Below are 22,366 nucleotides of genomic sequence, written 5' to 3' on the forward strand. Positions count from 1 at the left end.
CGTTGCGGATAGTGTTCTAATGATTCAACTTGACCAAGCGGGATGTCACCGGGCTAAACGGAGTTATGGTTGGATCTGGTGTATGAGAAAAAGGAGAAAATTTGATCGCAATTTCCCTGGAAGAGGGCGATCAGCTGCGGTGGGTGCGGCTAGCGCGAGTCGAAGATAGCATCATCATTGGCTCCCGCCTAGGCATGGCAATTCACTTCCGGGCCACTGACGAGCAGTTGCGTCCCTTGGGCCGTCCCACTCGTGGCGTCAAGGCGATGGCGCTGAAGAAAAGCGACGAGCTGATCAGTATGGATATTCTGCCGAGTCAGGTGGTTGCCAGCATTGCCGAAGGAGACGAGGCCGACGCTGACAGCGAATCTGAGGAGCTAGAAGCCGAATGCAATACCCAAGGTCCCTGGGCGCTAGTAATTACAATGGGCGGCTTGGGTAAGCGGGTGCCGATCACCCAGTTCCGCCTCCAAAATCGGGCCGGTATGGGGCTGCGGTCGATCAAGTTCCGCAAAGCCAATGACCGTTTGGCCTCACTGCGGATCGTCAATGAAGACGACGAAATAATCCTGGTTACAAGCCGCGGCATCATTATCCGGCAGGCAGTCAAGGCCATTTCCTGTCAGTCGCGGGCAGCTACAGGCGTGCGCGTCCAGAAACTGGATGACGATGATGCAATTGTGGCGGTAGCGCTGGTTCCCCCGACGGCAGAAAGTGCTGAAGGTGTTGATGTGGAAGAGTAGGCAGCAAGCGACAACTTTGGCTCTAATTACGAATACCTGCTTTGAACATCGAGGAGAATTCTAATCTCATCAGAGTTAGGGTTCTCCTATTTGCTTGGAAAGCAAGTTTTAAGAAGTTCCATCAAGTCCGATTAATTAGCTGTTGTTTTCGTAAGAGCGTTCGCGTCTTGGTTAGAAAAAGAGTACATCTTTATATCTAGGTTTCCCAACTTCCCTAATCTTCTGTATTAACGCTTGCATGTGCAGAATCTAAAACAATAAGTAGGCCTATCTAAGTAACTCGACCTAATGAAAACCTGTTTTCAGACTAGTTTACTGACAATGATTTCATCCCCGCCTTCGCTCTGGGGCAGGCTTTCCACTGTGCCATCTACTATTAAGTTGAGCACTTAAGTTGAACACTACTCGCAGATCTATCGCTCGTGCAAAAAACTTGGTTGCAGAGGCCGGATAAAGCGTCAAAGCCGGCTGTCTGGGTCCTTAACTGACGGGAATCGCTGCCGTTGTAAATTGCTTCGTAATTGAACCTACCCGAAATCGAGTTTGCAGCGTATTGGGAACTTGATATTCTATGCTTGCAATACCATAGCTCTGAGCAAACACAATTTCACCCTTATGAACCATGATCATCGAGCCAGAAAACCAGCCTAAGTCGGCATAAGCCTGAAGATAGGTCTCCTTTCAGTGGTCAATGGGGACGGCCCTTGAGCAGAAAATGACATAGTGATTTCCAGCTAAGAGGAGGACAGTGCTCTAACTATAGAAACTTGCTTCTACGTCTTGAGCTAGAGATCAAGGGTGGTGCTTCTGCCCTATGATAGAGGGCGGATCCCTATCCTATGGCAGGATAATGATCGAAATAGTTATGTCGTTCTGTCTGGGGCTGACTCAATTCTCGTGTGCTGAGCTGGCGGGGCCGGGTTGGGGTGGCTCCCACTAACTGGCCCTCCAGAATCGAGAGAATCACGCCAATTGTGTGCTGCAAATGGCTTTCCCCATTGGGCAAATATGCTTTGGGGTCCATAATGCCACCGGGTACCTGGTGCCCCATCGGACCCAGATTAATCTCGGTGATTTTGCCCTTCCGCATCGCCCGGTTCCAGTAGGACAGGGGAAAGAATTTCCGGCGTCCGGGAAACAGAATTGGCCCCAGTGCCGCCACTACATCCTTTTCGCCCACCAGATGGTAAAGGTGCTCTAGCTTCAGAAAGTTATTGTTGGCGCTCATCACGCCACCCAGGGAAATCACCTGGATGTTGCCTCCCAAGACGCGCTTCAAATAAGGCGCAATCGCCACTGACATATGGGCACCGCCGCTATAGCCAATCATCGTAATCGGAGTGCCGTCACTGGGCTGATAGCCGTGTTTCAGCAAGCCGTCGTAGACCACCTGGGCAATCCCCTGATTGTAGATGGGGCCATAGCGCTTATCGGCTGACACCGCGACCGCCCACGCATTCCGCACATTCACCAGCAAGCCCAAGACCGCCATTGGATTGGCCCAGCGCATCCGGTCTGCCGTTCGCCACAGCCACGCCAGAGGCCGATTTTCCCGCAGCGAACGGTTTCCCATCGAGTAGAGCATCAACCCCTGCACCAGAGCCATATCCTTGGGTAAGGCTGGTGCCAAGGCGGCCAGAAAATCTACGATATCTGGCGTGTATTCCTCGCCCGATTGTCCTACGCCATCCATATAAACGACATAGCGAGACGGGCGATCCTCGATACTGACTGGACTAGTGACTTGCCCAACCGACGGCTCTAGCGGCACCGTTTCCACCTCATCACCGTACCAGCCGGCCCACCACCCCAGTGCTTCCAGCGGAGCCAGCAAGCCGGCAAAAATCAGCGCCACGACGCCAATCCAGCTCAGATCAAACACCCAGCGCATAAAGCGAGGCAGACTGTTATGCCAGACAAACAAACTATCTCGCACCGGACGCAGCAGTACCACTACGGCCATAAACAGGACAATCATGCCCATCAGGATCAACCCCAGCCGGATCACTTGAGGAATGCTTTGAAACTCGTGCTCTAGGCGCACGCCGATGGCCTCGGTATCTTTAGCCGGCAACTCTAGAGCTGCCACTCCTGAGGATGAGACGATTGAGCTGTTTTCGATTGGCAGGACGGGCGAACGGGAGGACGTAGCGAACGCGGAGTTGCTTGCTGTACTGGCCGGGGTGGTCCCTGCTGAGGCAATTCGCGTTTCTAGACCAGCGTTCACCAGTTCCTTGAGTTGGGAGCGCTGACTGACCACATCGACCCCAGCCACACGCCGCATCAGGCGGCCCCCCAAATTGGCAATCGGCTGGCCAATTGTGCCTTTGAGGAGCTGGAGCATCACCCAGCCAAACATTACATAGACCACTGCATTGGAGAGATTTTCAGGCGTCAGGGCGCTTACGGCTACGACCATCGCCAGCAAATGCCAAACCGCACCGCCGGTAGGTGAGGCGGTGGATCAGCCAGGGATAGCCGTGGAAGTTAAAGATTACCGGCTTATCGAGGGTGAATAGGCTATCGAAATCCCGGTCGCTGAGGCCATGACAGTGTTCGGTGTCTGGCGTTAACCGGAACAGGTCAATCACATTAACAAAGCGAATTTTCAGATCAGGGAAGTTTTCCCGCAGCATCAGTGAAGCCGCCAGCGACTCTTTGGTGGGAATATCGCCTGCCGTTGCCAGTACCACATCAGGTTCTTCGCCGGCATCAGTACTGGCCCATTCCCAGATATCAATGCCCTTGGTACAGTTTTTGATCGCCGCATCCATGTCGTGATACTGCAAATGCATCTGCTTGTCCGACACGATGACGTTGATGTAATTGGCACTCTTGAGACAGTGGTTTACGACGGACAGGAGGGTATTCACATCGGGGGGCAGGTAGATGCGCACCACATCGGGACTTTTGTTCAGAACTATATCCAGAAAGCCCGGGTCTTGGTGGGTAAAGCCATTGTGATCTTGCCGCCACACGGTTGAAGTAATCAACAGGTTCAGCGATGAGACCTCTTCCCGCCAGTGAATGTGATTGCAAATATCCAACCACTTGGCGTGCTGGTTCACCATCGAATCGATTACGTGGGCAAAGGCCTCGTAGGTGGATAAGAAGCCATGTCGTCCGGTGAGCAAATAACCTTCTAGCCAGCCTTCGAGCGTATGCTCGCTCAGCATCTCCATGACGCGGCCATCGGGCGAAAGCTCGCCGCCATCCAGGTCTTCGGGTAAAAAGTCGGCAATCCAGAACTTTTTGCTGACTTCGTAGATGGCATTCAGCTTGTTGGAGGTGTTTTCGTCGGGACCAAAAACCCGGAAGCTGGTCATGTTGTTGCGCATCACATCCCGCAAGAAGACGCCCATCGGACGGGTGTTCTCCACTTCGCTAGTTCCTGGCTTCTCAACCTGAACGCCGTAGTTGCGGAAGTCGGGCAGGTTCAGCTCTTTGCGCAACAGGCCGCCATTGGCATAGGGTGTGGATCCCAACCGCTTGCTGCCTGTGGGCGCTGTGGCTTTGATATGGGGGAACAGGGTGCCGTTAGCGTCAAACAGTTCTTCGGGTTTATAGCTCCTCATCCAGTCTTCTAGCAGCCGCAAATGGCCTGGATTGTTGTGCATGGCTCCCATTGGAACCTGATGAGAGCGCCAGAAGCCTTCGACTTTGCGGCCATCCACTTCAGAAGGTCCGGTCCAGCCTTTGGGGGTGCGCATCACAATCATCGGCCAGCGGGGTCGAATGGCTTGACCACTGCTGCGGGCTTCCTGCTGGATGCGCTTGATTTCGGTAACGCAGTGATCTAGCGTAGCGGCCATTGCCTGATGCATCGATTCAGGATCGGAGCCTTCCACAAAGTAGGGTGTCCAGCCATAGCCGCGGAACAGCGCCTCTAGTTCATCGTGGCTGATGCGGGCCAAAATGGTTGGGTTGTTGATCTTGTAGCCGTTCAGGTGCAGCACCGGCAGCACGGCTCCATCTCGGATCGACCTGCCGGAGACCATTCCACCTTTCTGTGGCGCTCCCACAGCATCTGGTTGATGACCCAGGCTGCCCGCTGGGGACAGATTCCTGAAGTGCCCAAAAACGCGGAAGAGTTGGCGAGCAAAAGCTGGCGCACTGATTTGTATCGAGAGATTGCGGCAGAGATGGGCATTCAATGTCCAGCCGAAGATTACAAAGTCGAACCGCCAGAGCTGTTCATTGACAGCAAGGGATTCGATCCCAGCGATCCGGTGGGCTATCTGAATAGCTTTGAGATTCGCGCCAATCGACCGCAGAAATTTTTCCTGTCGTGAAGTCTTGTCCTAGAGTCCAGTTCCCTCTTTCTCAAGGTGGTAGGGGGGATCCACAGGTGCCAACCTTAACTGCTCGAATGTTCTGCAATTGTTCTCTACCCTTAGGAGCGCAGCATGGTTAAATCACGATCTCAATTTGCCAATACTACTGACGTGCTGGAGCTGAATCGATCTGAGTTTCTAGTGATCGAGAATTTAGTAAAAGCCTATCCCAAACCCGACGGCAGCGAAGCGGTGATTTTGGATGGTGTGAATCTGACGATTGGCGAGGACGAGTACATTTCCATCATTGGTCACTCTGGTTGCGGGAAATCAACCCTGCTGAAAATTGTCGCCGGCTTGGACAGGGCCACGTCTGGCTCGGTGCGACTGGAAGGACGGGAAATCCGCAAGCCCGGTTCGGAACGGATGATGGTATTCCAACACTACTCACTGCTGCCTTGGCTGACGGTGCGGGAAAACATTCGGCTGGCGGTGGATGAGGTGCTGCATAATGCCACGCGGGCGGAAAAAATCAGCATTGTGAATGAACATCTGAATATGGTCAACCTGATGGCGGCAGCGGATAAGTATCCCGATGAGCTGTCGGGCGGGATGAAGCAACGGGTTGGGATTGCGCGGGCATTGGCAATTCGTCCTAAGGTGCTGCTGATGGATGAACCGTTTGGGGCGCTGGATGCCCTGACGCGCGGCAAATTGCAGCGCCAAGGGCTGGATATCTGGGAAAGCCATCGCCAAGCCGTGATGATGATTACCCACGATGTAGACGAAGCGCTCTATATGTCTGACCGAATTGTGATGATGACGAACGGTCCAGCCGCGAAGATCGGCGAAATTCTAGAGGTGCCGTTTCCCCATCCGCGCAATATGCAGGAGTTGCGAGAACTGCCCGAGTACTACGAGTTGCGCAACCATGCGCTAAATTTTCTGGATCGGCATTTTAGTCAGGATGATTAGCGCAGGGCCATCACCTGGTTGACGATTTCTAGAAACCGCTGAATGCTGGGCGAATGGTCATTCTGCCTCCAGGCGACGGCAATTTCGGCACAGGGCGTGGGTTCGGCGAGCGGTTTGTAGACCACTCCAGCCCGCTGCATATTTTCTAGCGACACGGGCACAATCGAGATGCCAATCCCGCCGGCTACGAGGCTGACAATCGTTTGCATCTGCATCGCTTCCTGTACCACGTTGGGGCTAAATCCCGCCTGCTGGCACAGGCTAATAATCTGGGGTGGTGAGCCTTGCGGTGGAGTCGGCGTCGGGCGCGTGATGTGCAGCGCGGGCCCGAATGCCGTGCCCAACGCGACGAGGGACGCGATATGTCACCCGATCCCACGCCGGAGCTCGTCGGAGTCGAGGGGGTGGTGAAGTGGTTCGATCCGCGGAAGGGCTTCGGCTTCATCACCGGGCCCGAAGGACAGGACATCTTCGTCCACTTCAGCGTCATCGAGGGCGAGGGGTTCCGCGTGCTGAAGGACGGCTCGAAGGTCGTCTACGACGCCGTCCGATGGGAGAAGGGCTGGAAGGCCTCGCGGGTCAGGCGGCTTGAGACCGTGGAAGTGGTGGTCCCGCCGCGCAGGGGCTACCAGCGCTCTCCACGCCGGTAGCCGACGGTCGGCGTCGATGGATGAGAGGCCACGACCGCGCACCTCCGTCCGGGGCGGCGATAATCGCCAGTGATGGTCCCTTGGTTTCTGGCCGGAGCGGGCGTGGGCGTGCTGATCGCCTGGGCGGTCGGGCAGTGGGTGATCCGCCGACAGCTCGCGCGGGCGACCGCCGCCGAACGCAGGGCTCGCACCGCCGAACGCCTGGCCGAGGTCGGCGCGATGACCAGCGGCTTGGCCCACGAGATCAAGAACCCGCTCTCCACCATTGGTCTCAACGCCCAGCTCCTCGAAGAGGGGGTGGGCGACCTGCCCATCGACGACGCGGAGCGTTCCCGCCTGCTGCGACGGGCCGCCGCGCTTCGGCGCGAGGTGGAGCGCCTCCGCGGCATCCTCACCGACTTCCTGCAGTACGCCGGCGAACCCAGGCTCGACCCCCGCCCGGAGGACCTCAACCGACTCGTCGAGGAGCTCGCCGACTTCTTCCTGCCGCAGGCGGCCAAGGCGGGCGTTCGCCTGAGGGTGGACTTGGCCCAAGGCCCGCTGCGATCGCCGATCGACCCGGCTCACCTGAAGCAGGCCGTGCTCAACCTCATGCTCAACGCGGTGCAGGCCATGTCGGGTGGTGATGGCTCCGCGTCGCGGGAGCTGATCCTCAAGACCGCCGCCGAACCCCCGGCCCCGGGACGAGCACGGGCGGCGGTCGATGCTCCGGGCGGCTGGGTCGTGCTGCACGTCATCGACACGGGCCCCGGCATCGCGCCGGACGTCGCAGCCCGGATCTTTGAGCCCTACTTCACCACCAAGTCCGGGGGGTCGGGGTTGGGCCTGCCGATGACCCGACGCCTGATCGAAGCCCACGGCGGGCGCATCGATCTGCACACCGAGATCGGGCGCGGGAGCGACTTCGTGGTGAGGCTTCCGGCTCTCGAATCCTCGCCCGAGCCCCGTGCACTGGCCGCCACCGCTACGGATGCCATGCCTTCGCAATGAGTCGTGCGGCTCGGGCGAGCTCGTCCTCGGTGTTGAGAATGTCGGGGCACAAGCGGACGCACCGCTGGCCATCGGGCGTCATCCGGGCGTCGGTGTTGAGGCCCATCGACTTGAGCTGGGCGATCTTCTCGCTCGCGGCGGGGTGCGGCACGAGCACGAAGGCGCCGCGGGGCATTTGGCCTTCTAGACTTCCCGGGTGCAATGGCCTGGAGTAGCGATACTTTCTTTTACCAAACGGCTCTTGGCATGGGCGGAAACAATCTGATCCAGTGGACAAAGCGCTATGGTTTCGGGCAAAAAACCGGGATTGAAATCGCTAAGGAAGAAGCTGCGGGATTAGTACCAGACGAAACTTGGAAACAAGCCGAACTTAAGGAACCCTGGTACGCCGGCGATACGGTCAACATGTCGATCGGCCAAGGCTATCTGCAATCAACTCCGCTGCAGGTGGCTGTGATGTTTGCGGTGCCTGCCAATGGTGGTTATCGCGTCCATCCCCATCTGTTGTATGACAACGAAGATGCCAAAAACTGGCGAGAGTCGCTCAATATCAGCAATGTGACGCTGGACATCCTCAAGGAAGGGTTGCGCATGGTGATTACCAGCGGTACGGGTCAGGCGATTAATGTACCCAATCTGCCTCCAATTTCGGGTAAGAGCGGTACGGCAGAAGATCCACCCCGGCGCTCCCATGCTTGGTTTGGAGCCTATGGTCCAACCGATAAACCGGAGATTGTGGTTGTGGCCTTTGCCGAAAATTCAGGTGGCGGCGGCGGTAAGGTGGCAGCCCCAATGGTGCGACAGGTTCTAGAAACCTATTTCAACGGCACCCAAGCAACCGGCGCTGCTGAACCTGCTGATGTTACAAGCGACTAAATCAAGTTTTGAGTTTTGAGTTGAGATCAACACGGTTCTTTGAAAGGCTCTTGATCAGGCAGTGTTTGGCAAGTGCAATTTCTAGAAAACACTGGCAGGTGCTGTAGTGCAAATGGTTCGCTCGCAACGGGCAAGAGACCTGCACACTATCCACCAATGTCTAATTTTGATTGAACGACCGATCCTTGAACGACCGATCCTTGAACGACCGATCCCAACTCAAAACTGATTGAACTAGGCTGTTGGAATCGGCGTTAAACCCAGCTTGGTCAGTAGCTGATCAAACTTGACGTGCTTTTCCATCATTTGATAGACGGCCTGAACTTTGATCGGCTCATGCAGGCGAACTTGGCCAAAAGCGCGATCGACGATTTCCACGGTTGTCAGGGTGTCGAGATCGACTGAGAGAATCGGGATCTCTAGGTCTTCAGCTCGCGTCAGGATGGTAGAAGAAGGCGGCAGGTGGCCGGTTAGGATCAGGCATTGAGTTGATGTTTCTAGGGCAGCAAGCTGGATATCGGTGCGGTCACCGCCAGTGACGACGGCCATGTTGCGACCTTTGCGGAAATACCCCAGAGCTGAATTGACATTCATCGCGCCAATCTTGAGGCTCTCGACCATCAGATCAAGCCGGTCGGGGCGGCAGAGCACTTCAGCATTTAGTTGATGGACCAACTCCCGCACGCTCACACTGCGAAGCAGGTCATTGCGGGGCAGGATACCGAGAACTTCAATCCCTTGCTGCTGTAAAAAGGGTTGGATTTGGCTGTGGACTCGTTCGAGCTGATCGGGCAAAACATCGTTGAGCAAGACGCCAATCAGGTGAGAGCCAAGCTGATTCTGGCGTATAGAGGGGAATGACGTGGTCTCCTGGCTTGACTGACTTAACATTTGGCCCCACTTCCACCACAATTCCAGCGCCCTCGTGACCCAAAATTGTAGGAAACAAGCCCTCTGGGTCGCTACCAGAGAGGGTAAAGGCATCGGTATGACAAACTCCCGTTGCCTTGATTTCAACTAGCACTTCTCCGGCTTGAGGCGGCTGGAGCTGCACGGTTTCGATACTCAACGGCTTGCCAGCCTCCAATGCAACAGCAGCTTTTACGTCCATAGCAATTCTCCAATCTCAGTATTTCTGAGCAGGTTTTCAGATCACTGACTATCTCACAGGAATGAAATAAAGCGCTCGCTCTTAAGTGATATTTAAGGAACGATGAAGGCACTGATTGCATACAGTTTTATACCGATTATTGTCTCTGTAGCATTTCGAGTAGCATCAACAATCAAGTTATAAAGAACAGCATTACTACAGAACTTCTACGGGATTTTAACAAGTCATCGAGAATTACAAATTTGTGATTGAAACCGATTGTAGAAATTAATCATCCGCCAATTGCTCCGGAAAGCTAACTGACATTCTGTACTGTTGATCAGTGTTCCGCTCAGTCTATTTTTCTCGGCTAGATCAAGCAGCAAGATTGAACTCGGTAAGAGCACGATCAGCAAACGCAATTTACCAGCTTGAGTATCAATTTGCTGAATTCATTTGATCAGAAGGAGTAAAAATAATGGCGACAACTAACACCGCTTTCATCACCCGGGTGCTCGAACTCACCAACCAATTTCGGGCTGAGAATGGGTTACCTGGATTGAAGTTAAACGCCGAGCTAAATGCTGCCGCTCAGGGCCATTCCGAAGACATGGCGAAACAAGATTATTTTTCGCATACTGGCAAAAATGGATCTAAACCTTGGGACCGGGCTAAGGCCATTGGTTATGAAGCTCAAAGCATGGGAGAAAATATCGCTGCCGGATATGCTACACTAGAAGCTGTAGTAGAAGGCTGGAAGAATAGTTCTGGACATCGAGCCAATATGCTAAATAGCAAATATACAGAACTGGGTATTGGTTATTTCTATTTAGCAAACGACACTGGTTCTGTGAATTACAATAGCTACTGGACTCAGAAGTTTGGCAGTGGCGATCTCAATCCAGCTTCTTTTCTGCCAGCTGCATCACCCACTACATCACCTACACCTTCTCCAACGCCTTCTCCAACGCCTTCTCCTATACCTTCTCCATCACCTTCTCCAGATCTTAGCCTGGACGATGAGCTAATTGGCACTGCTGACGGCGAACTGTTGACTGGTGAAAGCGGTAATGACCGCATCTACGGCAACGGTGGCAACGATATACTAAACGGCGGTAGTGGTGATGATTTACTGAACGGCGGTGCAGGCAACGATCTTCTCAGCGGTGGCACCGGCAAGGATGCCTTTGTGTTTGATTCTGGAAAAGCCTTTGCTGCCGAAGATTTTGGTTTGGATCGGATTATCGACTTTGAGCGCGGGGTAGACAAAATTGTGCTGGACCGCACTGTTTCGTCTTTTCTACACTGCGGTTGATTCTGACGAGAATTTCTGCGCAACTGATGGATTCAGCCTATAGATTTGACGCATAGATTTTGGGGATACTTTGGTGAAGAAATCGGGGAGAATGTCAAGGTTTCTTTACTTGCTATATATGTGTGTGTATTGATCAGGTCTGCCGGTGCTCGTGGCCTGTTCCTGAGCCGCAAGGCTATCATCCCCTACGGATGGCTAGGGAACTCAAATTCTGTGAGCTATGCTTTGAATCAGTGCTTTTGCAAGTACTCCAACGGCTTCAACCGATAGCCAACGCCATGAACAGTTTCAATCAAATCTTTGGGCGCACCGGCATCTTTAAGTTTTGCCCGTAAGTTCTTGATATAAGTCTTGATCGTGTCCTCTTCTGGTGATTCTTGCCATGTCCAGATTTGTTCGATGATTGTAGCTCGGCTCAGGACTCGCTTGCCGTAGCGTAGTAAGGCTTCCATCAGGGCAAATTCTTTCGGCGTCAGGCGGATCGGTGACCGTCCATACATCACCTCATAACTACTGGGGTCTAACGACAGTTCCCCCCAGCTTAAAATCGGGCTAGCTCCCGACTGTCCGCGACGTAGCAACGCTCGAATCTGGGCCAGCAGTTCCTGTAAATTAAATGGCTTCACCATATAGGCATCCGCCCCTGCATCCAGACCAATGATTTTGTCTAGACTCGTGTCGCGGGCGGTTAGCATCAGCACCGGAGCTGCACAGCCGTGATTGCGCAACAGTTGACAGAGCTGAATGCCGTCCAATTTGGGCAGCGTCACATCCAGCAAAATTAGATCATAGGTCCAGGCTTGAATTCTCTCCCATGCGGCTTCTCCATCTCTGACCGCATCCACCAGATATCGTTGTACCACCAGCGCTTCTGTCAGAGATTCTGTCAATTGACTATCATCCTCTACTAACAGAATCCGCATTATCTATGCAAACTAAGTAAATAACTGACTATTCTCCCTGATCGTGCTACACCAAGGACCACTAAATTGTGACCTGGGATACAAAGATTGTGGACTGATGAGACAATGCCATCTCTGTCTGGCAGCCAGTAACTCTACTGTCGCTGCTTCGGGGTGGAGTAGTGGTTCCGCTCTGCCAAACAAAGACTACAACCGATTGCTCTTGTGCATCTAGCTGCTGGATCTCCAGTCAAATTTGCCCCACCTAAATATGCCCTGTCTAATCTGCTCCCCGTAAGTCGGCTCCAATCAATTCAGCACCGATTAGTTCGGTCCCTAGTTCGGCTTCAATCAGCTTTGCATCCGTCAAACACACTTGAACCAAACTGACGTGGCTGAAGTTCCGGTGTCCTGTGGCATAAAGCGCCAAAATCTCTTGAGCATCCATATTTTTGCCCTTCAATTTAGCTTTTTAACATTAGAAGGTTTAATGTTCCGACTCAGCTTATATGTGGCGAAAGCATATTGTCCTAATTCAAAGGACAGTATTACAGCGTTTTTACTCATGTGAGGGATGGGGGGTGGGGGGCTTCGCCCCCACGCAGGGGCGAGCCGTGTATGGTCCAATTCCCGTCGATGGTTTGTTTTGGGTAGTCCGACTGGAGCGAATCACTCCGGCTCGTCTGACTGAAACAACTCGTCAACGGCTCATCGAACGCTTATACCATCGATGGCTGCAATCCCATGTTAAGGATCTAGTTGCCCAGCCGGGAGCAATCGCACTTGAGGACTTTCATGCAGTTGTATCAATTCTGGAATGAGGTAATCACACAGGCAGCAGATCAATAGAGCAAACAGAGACTTAGAACCATTAACGCCGACCCCGACTAGAACCAATACTCACTATGGGATATTCATTCCAAGAACATCATTTGCTACATTCATCAAAAACAGTTAGCAATTATACAAAAATAGATTCTCAGGTTTACTCAATGTTCACTCAAGTTCATACACCTAACTTCAGCGACTCCATCTCCACCCACCGCTAGCTCTAGCTGTAAAAAATGCTACCAGTATATTGAGAGGAACGCGCCGAGTTTACGCAGCAGACAAAACAGTAGATGAAGCTGAGATGGAATCAGAAACAAGATTTAGTAAAGCTAGCTCCACTTACTGCATTCTCCTAGTAGGATTACAGTGATCATTCATTAAAAGAATGTTCCAATCTATATTCTTAGTTCAAATTCCTTTACTGAATCGGGTGCCGATTGAGATAAGGAATTGCGCGGTGCATCCATCTCTAGATTCGGACGATTTAGAAAAAGAGAAAGGAGCCTATCATCGCATGTTGGAAAGTTCAAATTGTTCGATTTTTGCCATCATTATGCCTTCTCGATTGTTCAACCTGTTGGTTCTAGCAATTGCAGCTTGCTGCGTGGCGGGTGGCGACGAAGATGATGAACGCGGCAGCGGTAGAATAACAGCCTGCTATCAATTTAGTTAGCTGTTGTTCCAATTGCCTATTCTGCCAGCTGTAGGGGTAGATTTTGTCGTAATACCGGCTGCAAACAAATTACAGTTCTGTTGAATCCGCCTCTACAGCAGATGGGAAGTTTATCAAAGCGCTTCACCGTTTCGTTACTCTAGTGACAAGCTCAGTACTTTCACCCAAACTGCCAACTAGCTCGCCACTTCGGAGAGTATAAGTAACGAGGTATTAGTAATCATTCTGTTTTACGAAATTCAACCGAAGACAGCAAAACCCCAAAGTGAGATACTTAAAGAGCTTATACTGTCAATTCAGCTTCGATCAGCGACCAGCACATGGACCGCCATATTCATTGTCACGTCTGTCATTAGCTATATCATTGCCTATCGCCATTGTTCCCGTGGATGGGCAGGCCGGAATGGAATTAATGGAGCTGCGTGGTACAAGCTCGGTGGTATGAAGCGAAAACAGGCGTAGCAGATTATTGATCCACGGATTGCTAGTGTTTCATGTCTTCTAACTCCGACATCTCCCAGTTTGTTGTTAGTGACTTAAGTTCTTGCCCCACAAGCTCTATCCTCTTGGCAATAGAGCACGCTGGTGTCGGGATTGCCTACTGGGATTTACAGAATCAAATTGTCTATTTCTCTAGCAGCTTGCAGTCGAAAGGCGTGGATATTGATTGGGTAATGCCCAAGGAAGGTGGCTTTGCCCTGACGCCCACCATGAGCATTGTCAAAAATCCCACTGCCAGTCTGGATCTAGCTGCTGCCTACATCGATACGGCAATTAGCACCGACGTTCAAACCCAAATGACCGAGATGAGCTACGTTTTGCCGACTAACAAGAATGTGCCCATCCCAGCTGCAATTGCCCAAAAGCTTGGCAACAACCTGGATGAGATCTTGACCAAACTAGAATTTCTCGATTGGGCCACAATCAACAAGAACCGCACTGAGTGGGTTGCCGAGTTTGACAAGATCGTACAGGTGTAAACCTGCTTATTCATCTGCTCGTTCCAGGAGATATTTCTCAATGTCTTACCGAACTTATGAACGCCTGACTCGTCGCTCGCTCTTGGGAGCACGTGCTGCCTGGATTGAACGCTTTAATTATTAAGTGCTTTAGGGGAGGTCAAAATTTAGCATGAACATTGCCAAGTTATTCACACCACGGGAAGGGCAGTTGGCTCTGCCGCTGGCCATCTTCTTACATTTGTTTTATGTGATACCGCTGGCCGTTTTGCTGGCCTCCAGCTTTCAACAGGCGGCAGGTGTACCTGGCTTTAGTTTGGGACAGTACGGCGAATTCTTTCGCGATCCGGTCAACCTGAAGGTTTTGCGCGATACGATCTTTCTCGGCATTCAGGTGACGCTAGCCTGTTTGATTTTGGGATATCCAGTTGCCTATGTGTTTGCGAATGCACCGGGGAAATGGAAAGGAATTTTGACGTTTTTGATTCTGCTACCGCTGTTGACTAGTGCGGTGGTACGGACCTTTGGATGGGTGGTGATTTTAGGCAAGCAGGGATTGGTGAATACCTTCTTGCAGAACCTGGGATTGATTGGAGAGCCGATCAAATTACTGTTTACCCATCATGGGGTGGCGATCGCCATGACCCAAATTCAATTGCCGTTAATGGTTCTACCAATCGTTGCCTCCCTCTCCCAGGTTGATCCACGCTTGGCGGCGGCCTCGGCCAGTTTGGGCGGCGGAGCTTGGCGCACTTTCTGGAAAATTATCTTCCCTTTGACGTTGCCTGGTGTCATCTCTGGTTGCCTACTCGTGTTTGCCATCACCGTTAGCTCCTTCGTAACTCCGTCGATTATTGGCGGTGGTCAAGTAATGTATATGCCAACGTTAATTTATCAACAGGCGGTCGTATTGCTGAACGGGCCGTTTGCGGCGGCTGTTTCGGCGATTTTGTTGGCGGTTGTATTAGCCGTTGTGATTGGCCTCAGCACGCTGGGTCAAAAGAGCCGTGCTTATATTCGTTAGGAGTTCACTATGTCATCTGCTGCGTCAACGAATACATCAACTCATGCACCAGCGCAATCGGCGTCTAGTTCTGCCACTCAGCTCGATCAACTTTCCTTTAATTGGGTGATTGGCGGTATTGCGGCCTTTAGTCTGCTGATGCTCACCCTGCCCACCCTGATCGTCTTGATCGCCTCATTCAGTTCTGCCCAAACCCTACCTTGCACCAGTTCAGAGCCAGGATCGGAAATCCCCGGCATGCCGGCATCGGTGACCAGAGCAATACTGCGCTTTTGCTGGAGCCGTTGCAGCAATTCGGGCAGCCGGCTCCGTCGATTGTGATCGTGATAGCTAATCTGGGGCGTCGTGATTTGAAAATGCTGGAGTAGTTTCCCGGTATGGCGCGTATCTTCAGCCGCAATTAAGTCTACCTGTCGCAGCGTATCAATGGCTCGGAAGGTCATATCCTCCAGGTTGCCAATCGGCGTGCCAACAATGTAGAGCGTTCCGGCCTGAATTTCCATATCAGCTTCTTGGGGCAGCAAACACCCATACTCTAGCACTCACAAGGGTCTGCGCTTTTTGAATTACTGGTTTGGCTGATCTGAGCCTGGTGATTGTAGCCAATTGTGTCGCGTTGGTCCAATCAGGAGAATTCAAGCAAATTAACCCCATCCGGAGTTCGGTTTAGGTTAATCAATCAGCCGCTCAAGCTACCAGAACGTGTAGCAAATTTAACTGGATACTGCGGACATTACGGTCGTACTTCTAAAAACCTTGCAAATAGGTAAAGCCTTAATAAAGCTCCCGTAAAACGGGTTGGTCAATTGGAATAACGGATCATACTACTCAGTAGGAGGGTTCGATTAAGACCTATGGTAACAATCGAATTCTGACTACTGACTACTGACTATCTGATTGACCGACTGTCTGATTGACCGATTAATAAACAAATTTGCACTGCTTTCGCCTGACACGCTAACCATGACGACTCACTCCAAGGCTTATCTGATTTTCTCTTCCGTGGCTGGGTTCTCTTCTAACTCAGCTTCTCCGACGTCGACTGATGTCCATCCTTCAGTTTACAGTCGTACTAAACGCTGCCTTGATATTTTGGGTGCGCTCGTAGGTTTAACTTTAACGGCTTTAATTTTCCTGCCGATCGCGATTGCCATTTATTTGGATAATCCTGGTCCCATCCTGTACAGCCAAACTCGCTGCGGTTGGCGCGGGCGGCAGTTTCGCATCTGGAAGTTTCGCTCGATGGTGGTGAATGCGGAACAGCTTAAGCATACGGTGCAAAATCAGGCCAACGGCCATGTGTTCAAGAATGATAACGATCCTCGGATTACGCGGGTAGGACGGTTTCTGCGGCGCACCAGCTTGGATGAACTGCCGCAATTCTGGAATGTGCTGCTGGGTGATATGAGTCTGGTAGGAACTCGCCCGCCGACTGTCGATGAGGTGAAAAAGTACAACAATCGGCATTGGCAACGCTTAGAGGTCAAACCCGGTATTACCGGTGAATGGCAGGCAAACGGACGCTCCAGCATCAGCGACTTTGAGCAAATTGTGGATATGGACTTGCGCTATATGCACCACTGGTCCCTCACCTATGATGTAAAACTAATCTTGAAGACGATTCAGGTTGTATTGGATCGCAAAGGCGCGTGTTAGATGGCAACAGGGCTGTTTGTTGGGTTAGTAACGCTCGATTTCATCTACCTGACTCCAGCCCTCCCCCAACCCAATCAAAATTTGGTGAATCAATTAAATTAAATTTGGACTAAGCCTGGTAGCAGATCACCAAAGTTGAGCGGCAAAAAGAGTAGTATCCAGATTAGGCAATAGCCTCTGAATCATCAGGTTGAAAAGGAGTTCCGTCCCTTGAAATTCGTACAGCCAAACGTTCAGCCAAGCTTCGGTCAACTAAAGTCTACACCGCAGGTTAATTTATCAGCCTTATCATCCCCGATCCTATCAATGCTGTCGCTACTGGCCAGCATTGTGCTGTGGGGGCAGGTCGCCACTGCTCAATCGGAAATCCGTCATGGGGTTTTACCGCTGACTCGCCTATCAGACTGGGAAAGCCAAACGGATATTACCCTCTCGACTGGAACTTTAGCCGAACTGGAAGTGGATCCTAACTTCGAGGGTGATTTTCGCTTGATCTATGACACAGCAACTCAAATTCTGGAGGGGTATCAAGTTGTAGAACGAGCTGGCTACTTCCCCGAAAATGCCGGGATTCCACGAGACCAGCAGCTTGCCCGTGCCCAAGCCGTCTATCGCTTTTACTTGTTGCCCAACAGCAATGGCTTGATTCTGTACCGCTCTCCGTCCGAAAATACAGCTCGCTACATGATCCGCAAACCGGGCGTAGGATTCCTGTTGCCCCAGCCGTGAATTTTTGGCTCTTGAAACGTGTTAAGATCTGTGGCAATTATGAAATTCGTGTTGGAGAGGTAGATTGATTCATGGAAGTGGCACTTTTGCTAGCGAAATTACCTGAAGCCTATTCGATCTTTGACCCCCTGGTTGACGTGCTGCCGGTAATTCCCGTGTTTTTCCTGCTGCTGGCGTTTGTGTGGCAAGCCTCGGTTGGTTTTAGATAATCTACAAAAAATTTGGGTTGACAAGATAAATTTCAGCAAGCATCGATCGTAGTAGGGCACTGGTTCAAGGTGCCCTTTTTGCTGTGCGGTTTAAGCTTGACCACTTTCATAAATAGACCAACCCCTTCTCCGGATCTGGAAAGCCTGACTTCTGACTTCTGATTTCTGACTTCTGGCTTCTGGTTCCCTAAGTATCTAATCCCACATCTATCTTTCGGTAGGGGAAAGCAGAACGCCATACATCTTAAGGTAGAAGGTGGGTATGTCTGCTCTTGGACAAGGATAGAGCGGTATAACTTTTGGAGTCCAACCAGTCCAGAGTTTTATCTTTATCTGCCGCCACGTAGAACTGCATACCTGAGTCACTTACTACACATCGCTATTTGTCATTCACAGTGTTCGCTCTGAAAATGGTGCAGAGCAAGCACTGTTTGTCTAATTTCTTGTCTCACTTCTCTGCAAGGAATCGATCTATGCCCACTGCACAAGCACCCAGCGATACCGATAGCCTCGACCTCAAACAGCTTCTCAGGACATTGACCGAGGTCAAAAAAGGAAACTTCTCTGTTCGCATGCCGATTGATCAGACGGGAATAGCTGGCAAAATCGCCGATGCCCTGAATGACATCATTGAGATGAACGAACGGATGACCGATGAGCTGGAACGCATCAGTACGGTCCAGGGTCTGCTCCACCCAGGCCAATTTTTCGGGAGGAATCTGGTTGGAGGAGCCATCCCAAGCTAGAAAGAAAATGTCGTTGTACTCAAAGCTGTAATAGAAAGGAAACTGAAACCGATCGACAAACTGCACACCCGGATCGTGGTTGGGGTCATTCCAATAGGCGCTAGCCAGCTCCCGCTCTTGCTGAAACAGAAATTCCCCATTAATGCTGAGGGCACTGGAGGCATCGTGATTTCCAACTGTGAAGCCAAACGGAATCTGGGCTTGCCGCAGCGGCGCGGCCACATGTTGATCAAAGGCAGCCCACATGGCCCGGATCTGTGCGGGCGTCAGCGAAGGCTTTTGTCCGGCCACCATATCGCCACTGCACAGCACCAGATCGGGCTGCCAGAACGGAAGCAGATTGATGCCTTTGTCCACTTCGGGATCGTAGTCTGTTGAGCCATAGGCCGAATTCAAGTCGCTAATCACCACCAAGCGCACATCCCCCCGCGACGGATTGTAGAGACCCGCTGGTCCGGCACTGGCCAGGATCACTTGGGTTTCGGGCGGTAGGGGTGATGCTGTTGCAGCTGGAGCAACCGGCGCGCTAGACGGGGACTCGGATGCTTGAGGAGCCTGGACAAACTGCCCACAGGCCAGACCCACGCTTAGAACCAATCCCACAATCAATAGTAGAAAGAACCGCTGCCAGCGCATGGCGTCTTTGCTTCTCCGGACGTGATAGACTAACTGACTACAGGCATACGATACCAGAATCTCAACCAAATCGTCCGCTGATATAGTCCTGTGTCGCTGGCTGAGTAGGGTGGGAAAAAATCTGCTCGGTGGGGCCGTATTCGGCTAAGTAACCGGAGCGTTCCCCGGTGTCGCTGATGGCAGTATTGAAAAAGGCCGTCATTTGGGATACGCGGGAAGCCTGCTGCATGTTGTGGGTGACGATGACAATTGTGTAGCGCTGTTGGAGGGTTTTGATCAGATCTTCGATGCGGGCCGTAGAAATCGGGTCGAGGGCTGAGCAGGGTTCGTCCATTAAAATCACGTCCGGTTCAATCGCCAGAGCACGAGCAATACAAAGTCGCTGCTGCTGACCGCCAGAGAGGGAAAGGGCATTTTCTGCCAGTTTATCTTTCACCTCATCCCACAGGGCCGCATCGTGCAGCGATTGCTCAACCAACTCATCAACATCACCTTGATAGCCGTTGATCCGAATCGCATAGGCAATATTTTCGTAGACCGATTTGGGAAACGGATTGGGTTTTTGAAACACCATGCCAATCTGTCGCCGCACATCAACGGGGTCAACGCCGGGATCATAGAGATCGAAGCCACGATAGTTAATCTTGCCAACAATTCGCGCTCCCGAAATCAAATCGTTCATCCGGTTGAAGCAGCGCAGCAAAGTACTTTTACCACAGCCCGATGGCCCAATAAATGCCGTTACCTGCTGGGCAGGAATGTCGAGATGAACGTCTCGTAATGCTAAAAACGAACGATAGTAAACTGACAAGTTCTCCACTTGAAGCACAAACCGAAAACGTGGTACGGCGAAAAGGTAGGAGCTAAGTTTACGCACCAATTTCGGCCCCGAAACTTTTGATAAACATTCCCGATCCTGAAATAGAGGCCTGCCTCATTAGGAACATCAAGGAAGAGGATCCCGCCCGGTTTCAAGGCCTGGGCCACGCGCCGAATGATCTCATCCGGATCATAAAGATGCTCAAGAACCGCCGCAAGAATTATCGCGTCATATGAGCTGTCGGGCACGGATGAATCCTCGATCGCCTCCCTCCATATCTTTAGGCCAGTTCGCTTTTCGGCATGATCGGCAAAGGTGGTCGATGGTTCTACTCCCTCAGCATCCCACTCTAATTCCTTCGCTGCCAAGAGTAGTTCACCCCTCCCAACACCTATATCGAGCAACCTGCCTTTATGCCCCAATATTTTCTCTGCCTTTTCAAGAAGCTGTTTCGCTCCATCAAACCGTCCCGTTGCGTCGTGCTCCTTAAAATACTCATCAGCATCTACGTCGTAATGCTGGCCAAGTCCATCTTTGGGAAACGGCATTGGATTCGGAAAGATCAGATAACAGTTTGAACACCTCCATACCTCACATTCAACGCCGATTCCTTCGCGATGAGACTCTCCTCCGCGCGTACCAACAAACTTGTCCGGCGCCGATCCACAGATCGGGCAGTTCTGTTCCGTCCATACATACAGGTCAGCGTTGGGTGTCGATTCCTTTACGTTCATGACTTCTGAAGAGCTAAGTAAACACGTCGATATCTCACACCGCCGACGGTCTTCAGGTCAAATTCATCGTCGGCGACCCCGCGACAGCGGCCGGCAATATTTCCTAGCGATTCGATCCTATCAAATGCCCGGAGATACGCCTCGCGGTCAAATTCTTCTACCAGTGCGCCCACATCGTTGTCCAAGATCAGTATATCAACGTCGCCAACGCCGCTGTTCGCGATTATCGGCAGCCCGCAGGCTAGGTATTCCGGTATCTTTGTCGGCGACCTTGACTGCGTAGCATATGAGGCCTTAACTATGGAAAGCCCGATATCTGCCGCATAAAGAAAACCTTCTATCTCATCCGGGGCAACTCTTCCGATGAAGTAGTCCCCTTCGTCCAAACCGCGATCCCTTAACAGCGGCTCGATGAGTTTAGAGTCGCTTTGAGTCAAGAATAACGCAAATGTGTTTGGTTCGCGCTCTCGCGAAGCCGCTATTATGTCGGCGATCTCCTCACAAAGATAGAGCCCCCCCAGCGCCCCGACGTGGACGATCACATAGCGGCCGTTCAGCCCAAGCCTTTCCCTGTACTGTTGCCGCAAGACTTCTCTGTCGCCCGCGAAACGATTCTCAAGATCTACGCAACACGGTATCACTTCCACTGGCCTCCCACGCCTGTCAAACCCCGTTTCTTTCGATCCCGGAAAGAGTATTTCTCTTGCCTTTTCGGTCAGGACGACAAAAGCGTCCGATTCTTTCATCAGCCAGCGTTCCACCCGCTTTGCCCCGCGGTAAAGTAGCCCATACTCGGGCCAGATTCGCGGCGGTCGTACCAGAAACCAATCAGCAGGTAGGAGCACATGCCGACCAGTTCCCAAAACACATAAACTTGCAGCAAATTGGGGCTAACCACCAACCCCAGCATCGACGAGCTAAATAAACTTAAGTAGGCGTAAAACCGGACGTAGCCCGGATCATGCGCCATGTAGCCGTCGGTATAAATCATTACAAAAAAAGCGACCGTGGTAACAATCACCAGCATCATCGCCGTCAGGTGATCGACCGTGTAGCCCATTGTGAGGCGAAAATCACCCGCTGCCGCCCATTCAATGATGTGCGTATAGGGGGGATGCCCTTGAATTTGGCTCCACAGCAAGGCAAACGACAGCACCATTGCCGCACCGAGCAGAGACACAATAAAAATGGCGCTGCTCCGCCGCATATTGGCAACTGTCTTGCCAAACGAAATTAGTCCAAAGCCTAGAATCATCGCTCCTGCCAGCGGCAAGACCGGAATCAACCAGGCGTACTCATATATTGGTTCCATGACTCGCGCCTACTCCTAGCCTCTGATTGAGTTGGCAAAACCGTTTACATTGTGACACATGACTGCCTTAGAAGATTCTTAAACTAAAGCTAAGTAATTTGAACTCCTACTGCTGGTATAGTTCTGGCCTTCACAGTTTGTTATTTTCCATTTTTGAAGGGTGATCAAGTTTAGACTGTTCATCTTCAACAGTTCTCTGTTAGTGTTGCCATCACCCCTACG

At 51.9% G+C, this 22,366-nt stretch carries 26 protein-coding genes and 3 pseudogenes; 14 read left to right on the top strand and 15 right to left on the bottom strand.

Annotated features, from left to right (window positions below; all coding sequences use genetic code 11):
- The first annotated feature begins 101 nt into the window (after positions 1–101).
- Entirely contained in the window at positions 102–743 is a 642-nt protein-coding gene (locus JVX88_RS28600; protein ID WP_211621925.1) for a DNA gyrase C-terminal beta-propeller domain-containing protein, read from the top strand.
- A gap of 480 nt (positions 744–1,223) precedes the next feature.
- Here the strand turns inward: JVX88_RS28600 and JVX88_RS44505 are convergent, their stop codons facing one another.
- From JVX88_RS44505 to JVX88_RS28615, 3 genes and pseudogenes are all read right to left on the bottom strand, one after another.
- Positions 1,224–1,373, bottom strand: a complete 150-nt coding sequence (locus JVX88_RS44505; RefSeq protein ID WP_211621926.1) for a serine hydrolase — start codon at positions 1,371–1,373, stop codon at positions 1,224–1,226.
- A 202-nt stretch (positions 1,374–1,575) separates the two neighbouring features.
- Positions 1,576–3,162 (bottom strand): hypothetical protein, encoded by a 1,587-nt coding sequence (locus tag JVX88_RS28610; RefSeq protein WP_211621927.1) that lies wholly within the window; start codon positions 3,160–3,162, stop codon positions 1,576–1,578.
- Positions 3,131–4,720, bottom strand: a pseudogene (locus JVX88_RS28615) (phosphoketolase); the annotation flags it as partial. The gene JVX88_RS28610 and the pseudogene JVX88_RS28615, both read right to left, overlap by 32 nt.
- Between JVX88_RS28615 and JVX88_RS28620 the strand changes: the two are divergent.
- Entirely contained in the window at positions 4,691–5,035 is a 345-nt protein-coding gene (locus JVX88_RS28620) for a hypothetical protein (RefSeq protein ID WP_263975288.1), read from the top strand. The pseudogene JVX88_RS28615 and the gene JVX88_RS28620 overlap by 30 nt on opposite strands.
- A 114-nt stretch (positions 5,036–5,149) precedes the next feature.
- A complete protein-coding gene (locus tag JVX88_RS28625; RefSeq protein WP_211621928.1) occupies positions 5,150–5,992 on the top strand; it encodes an ABC transporter ATP-binding protein in 843 nt (280 codons plus the stop codon).
- Here JVX88_RS28625 and JVX88_RS28630 read toward each other — a convergent pair.
- Positions 5,989–6,336: a LysR family substrate-binding domain-containing protein gene (locus JVX88_RS28630; RefSeq protein ID WP_263975289.1), complete on the bottom strand. Its 348-nt coding sequence runs from the start codon at positions 6,334–6,336 to the stop codon at positions 5,989–5,991. The genes JVX88_RS28625 and JVX88_RS28630 overlap by 4 nt on opposite strands.
- An 18-nt stretch (positions 6,337–6,354) precedes the next feature.
- On the opposite strand from JVX88_RS28630, the pseudogene JVX88_RS28635 reads away from it, so the two are divergent.
- Positions 6,355–6,576 (top strand): annotated as a pseudogene (locus tag JVX88_RS28635) (cold shock domain-containing protein); the annotation flags it as partial.
- Between the two features lie 168 nt (positions 6,577–6,744).
- Positions 6,745–7,632 (top strand): sensor histidine kinase, encoded by an 888-nt coding sequence (locus tag JVX88_RS28640; protein ID WP_211621930.1) that lies wholly within the window; start codon positions 6,745–6,747, stop codon positions 7,630–7,632.
- On the opposite strand, the gene JVX88_RS28645 is transcribed toward JVX88_RS28640, so the two are convergent.
- A complete protein-coding gene (locus JVX88_RS28645; protein WP_211621931.1) occupies positions 7,607–7,807 on the bottom strand; it encodes a hypothetical protein in 201 nt (66 codons plus the stop codon). The two genes, JVX88_RS28640 and JVX88_RS28645, sit on opposite strands and share 26 nt — an antisense overlap.
- Before the next feature lie 26 nt (positions 7,808–7,833).
- Here JVX88_RS28645 and JVX88_RS28650 point away from each other — a divergent pair, with 26 nt between their 5' ends.
- Entirely contained in the window at positions 7,834–8,508 is a 675-nt protein-coding gene (locus JVX88_RS28650; protein WP_211621932.1) for a penicillin-binding transpeptidase domain-containing protein, read from the top strand.
- Positions 8,509–8,742: 234 nt separating this feature from the next.
- On the opposite strand, the gene JVX88_RS28655 is transcribed toward JVX88_RS28650, so the two are convergent.
- Positions 8,743–9,303, bottom strand: a complete 561-nt coding sequence (locus JVX88_RS28655; RefSeq protein WP_263975290.1) for a phosphotransacetylase family protein — start codon at positions 9,301–9,303, stop codon at positions 8,743–8,745.
- Between the two features lie 43 nt (positions 9,304–9,346).
- Positions 9,347–9,619: pseudogene (locus JVX88_RS28660) on the bottom strand (alcohol dehydrogenase catalytic domain-containing protein); the annotation flags it as partial.
- Between the two features lie 457 nt (positions 9,620–10,076).
- Here JVX88_RS28660 and JVX88_RS42415 point away from each other — a divergent pair.
- Positions 10,077–10,913 (top strand): CAP domain-containing protein, encoded by an 837-nt coding sequence (locus tag JVX88_RS42415; RefSeq protein ID WP_315875305.1) that lies wholly within the window; start codon positions 10,077–10,079, stop codon positions 10,911–10,913.
- Positions 10,914–11,143: 230 nt separating this feature from the next.
- Here JVX88_RS42415 and JVX88_RS28670 read toward each other — a convergent pair whose 3' ends face one another.
- Positions 11,144–11,836 carry a response regulator transcription factor gene (locus JVX88_RS28670; protein WP_036003006.1) on the bottom strand — a complete coding sequence of 231 codons (693 nt, stop codon included), beginning with the start codon at positions 11,834–11,836 and terminating at the stop codon, positions 11,144–11,146.
- A gap of 259 nt (positions 11,837–12,095) precedes the next feature.
- A complete protein-coding gene (locus JVX88_RS28675; RefSeq protein ID WP_211621934.1) occupies positions 12,096–12,263 on the bottom strand; it encodes a pentapeptide repeat-containing protein in 168 nt (55 codons plus the stop codon).
- Positions 12,264–12,396: 133 nt separating this feature from the next.
- Here JVX88_RS28675 and JVX88_RS28680 point away from each other — a divergent pair, with 133 nt between their 5' ends.
- The 4 genes from JVX88_RS28680 (at position 12,397) to JVX88_RS28695 (ending at position 15,302) form a co-directional block, all read left to right on the top strand.
- Positions 12,397–12,636: a hypothetical protein gene (locus JVX88_RS28680; RefSeq protein ID WP_211621935.1), complete on the top strand. Its 240-nt coding sequence runs from the start codon at positions 12,397–12,399 to the stop codon at positions 12,634–12,636.
- Positions 12,637–13,031: 395 nt separating this feature from the next.
- A complete protein-coding gene (locus JVX88_RS28685) occupies positions 13,032–13,319 on the top strand; it encodes a hypothetical protein (protein WP_211621936.1) in 288 nt (95 codons plus the stop codon).
- A 494-nt stretch (positions 13,320–13,813) separates the two neighbouring features.
- The gene (locus tag JVX88_RS28690; RefSeq protein WP_211621937.1) at positions 13,814–14,299 is read left to right on the top strand and encodes an ABC transporter substrate-binding protein; all 486 of its coding nucleotides are present in this window, start codon (positions 13,814–13,816) and stop codon (positions 14,297–14,299) included.
- A 151-nt stretch (positions 14,300–14,450) separates the two neighbouring features.
- Positions 14,451–15,302, top strand: a complete 852-nt coding sequence (locus tag JVX88_RS28695; RefSeq protein ID WP_211621938.1) for an ABC transporter permease — start codon at positions 14,451–14,453, stop codon at positions 15,300–15,302.
- Positions 15,303–15,388: 86 nt separating this feature from the next.
- On the opposite strand, the gene JVX88_RS28700 is transcribed toward JVX88_RS28695, so the two are convergent.
- Positions 15,389–15,844: an SAM-dependent methyltransferase gene (locus tag JVX88_RS28700; RefSeq protein WP_317134474.1), complete on the bottom strand. Its 456-nt coding sequence runs from the start codon at positions 15,842–15,844 to the stop codon at positions 15,389–15,391.
- A 421-nt stretch (positions 15,845–16,265) separates the two neighbouring features.
- On the opposite strand from JVX88_RS28700, the gene JVX88_RS28705 reads away from it, so the two are divergent.
- The 3 genes from JVX88_RS28705 to JVX88_RS28715 all read left to right on the top strand — a co-directional run bounded on the left by JVX88_RS28705 (position 16,266) and on the right by JVX88_RS28715 (position 17,896).
- Positions 16,266–16,958: a sugar transferase gene (locus JVX88_RS28705; protein WP_211621939.1), complete on the top strand. Its 693-nt coding sequence runs from the start codon at positions 16,266–16,268 to the stop codon at positions 16,956–16,958.
- 306 nt (positions 16,959–17,264) lie between these two features.
- Positions 17,265–17,687, top strand: a complete 423-nt coding sequence (locus JVX88_RS28710) for a hypothetical protein (protein WP_211621940.1) — start codon at positions 17,265–17,267, stop codon at positions 17,685–17,687.
- A gap of 71 nt (positions 17,688–17,758) precedes the next feature.
- The gene (locus tag JVX88_RS28715) at positions 17,759–17,896 is read left to right on the top strand and encodes a photosystem II reaction center protein K (protein ID WP_035996575.1); all 138 of its coding nucleotides are present in this window, start codon (positions 17,759–17,761) and stop codon (positions 17,894–17,896) included.
- A gap of 386 nt (positions 17,897–18,282) precedes the next feature.
- Here JVX88_RS28715 and JVX88_RS28720 read toward each other — a convergent pair whose 3' ends face one another.
- Genes JVX88_RS28720 through JVX88_RS28740 form a run of 5 tightly spaced genes read right to left on the bottom strand, consistent with a single transcriptional unit; the run spans position 18,283 to position 22,144 of the window.
- The gene (locus JVX88_RS28720; RefSeq protein ID WP_317134475.1) at positions 18,283–19,347 is read right to left on the bottom strand and encodes a metallophosphoesterase family protein; all 1,065 of its coding nucleotides are present in this window, start codon (positions 19,345–19,347) and stop codon (positions 18,283–18,285) included.
- Positions 19,340–20,107 (bottom strand): phosphate ABC transporter ATP-binding protein PstB, encoded by a 768-nt coding sequence (pstB, locus tag JVX88_RS28725; RefSeq protein WP_263975291.1) that lies wholly within the window; start codon positions 20,105–20,107, stop codon positions 19,340–19,342. Before pstB ends, JVX88_RS28720 begins: the two co-directional genes overlap by 8 nt.
- Complete coding sequence (locus JVX88_RS28730) at positions 20,062–20,832, bottom strand: class I SAM-dependent methyltransferase (protein ID WP_211621942.1); 771 nt, start codon at positions 20,830–20,832, stop codon at positions 20,062–20,064. Before JVX88_RS28730 ends, pstB begins: the two co-directional genes overlap by 46 nt.
- Positions 20,829–21,578, bottom strand: a complete 750-nt coding sequence (locus JVX88_RS28735) for a glycosyltransferase (protein ID WP_211621943.1) — start codon at positions 21,576–21,578, stop codon at positions 20,829–20,831. Before JVX88_RS28735 ends, JVX88_RS28730 begins: the two co-directional genes overlap by 4 nt.
- The gene (locus JVX88_RS28740) at positions 21,578–22,144 is read right to left on the bottom strand and encodes a proton-conducting transporter membrane subunit (RefSeq protein ID WP_211621944.1); all 567 of its coding nucleotides are present in this window, start codon (positions 22,142–22,144) and stop codon (positions 21,578–21,580) included. Before JVX88_RS28740 ends, JVX88_RS28735 begins: the two co-directional genes overlap by 1 nt.
- Positions 22,145–22,366 lie beyond the last annotated feature (222 nt).

It is taken from the genome of Leptolyngbya sp. 7M (assembly GCF_018128485.1).

Coding starts and splice junctions, on each gene's coding strand:
- JVX88_RS44505 (WP_211621926.1), bottom strand. CDS start 1,373: ATGATCATGGTTCATAAGGGTGAAATTGTGTTTGCTCAGAGCTATGGT.
- JVX88_RS28610 (WP_211621927.1), bottom strand. CDS start 3,162: ATGGTCGTAGCCGTAAGCGCCCTGACGCCTGAAAATCTCTCCAATGCA.
- JVX88_RS28625 (WP_211621928.1), top strand. CDS start 5,150: ATGGTTAAATCACGATCTCAATTTGCCAATACTACTGACGTGCTGGAG.
- JVX88_RS28645 (WP_211621931.1), bottom strand. CDS start 7,807: ATGCCCCGCGGCGCCTTCGTGCTCGTGCCGCACCCCGCCGCGAGCGAG.
- JVX88_RS28650 (WP_211621932.1), top strand. CDS start 7,834: ATGGCCTGGAGTAGCGATACTTTCTTTTACCAAACGGCTCTTGGCATG.
- JVX88_RS42415 (WP_315875305.1), top strand. CDS start 10,077: ATGGCGACAACTAACACCGCTTTCATCACCCGGGTGCTCGAACTCACC.
- JVX88_RS28670 (WP_036003006.1), bottom strand. CDS start 11,836: ATGCGGATTCTGTTAGTAGAGGATGATAGTCAATTGACAGAATCTCTG.
- JVX88_RS28675 (WP_211621934.1), bottom strand. CDS start 12,263: ATGGATGCTCAAGAGATTTTGGCGCTTTATGCCACAGGACACCGGAAC.
- JVX88_RS28685 (WP_211621936.1), top strand. CDS start 13,032: ATGTTCCAATCTATATTCTTAGTTCAAATTCCTTTACTGAATCGGGTG.
- JVX88_RS28690 (WP_211621937.1), top strand. CDS start 13,814: ATGTCTTCTAACTCCGACATCTCCCAGTTTGTTGTTAGTGACTTAAGT.
- JVX88_RS28695 (WP_211621938.1), top strand. CDS start 14,451: ATGAACATTGCCAAGTTATTCACACCACGGGAAGGGCAGTTGGCTCTG.
- JVX88_RS28705 (WP_211621939.1), top strand. CDS start 16,266: ATGACGACTCACTCCAAGGCTTATCTGATTTTCTCTTCCGTGGCTGGG.
- JVX88_RS28710 (WP_211621940.1), top strand. CDS start 17,265: ATGCTGTCGCTACTGGCCAGCATTGTGCTGTGGGGGCAGGTCGCCACT.
- JVX88_RS28715 (WP_035996575.1), top strand. CDS start 17,759: ATGGAAGTGGCACTTTTGCTAGCGAAATTACCTGAAGCCTATTCGATC.
- JVX88_RS28730 (WP_211621942.1), bottom strand. CDS start 20,832: ATGAACGTAAAGGAATCGACACCCAACGCTGACCTGTATGTATGGACG.
- JVX88_RS28735 (WP_211621943.1), bottom strand. CDS start 21,578: ATGAAAGAATCGGACGCTTTTGTCGTCCTGACCGAAAAGGCAAGAGAA.
- JVX88_RS28740 (WP_211621944.1), bottom strand. CDS start 22,144: ATGGAACCAATATATGAGTACGCCTGGTTGATTCCGGTCTTGCCGCTG.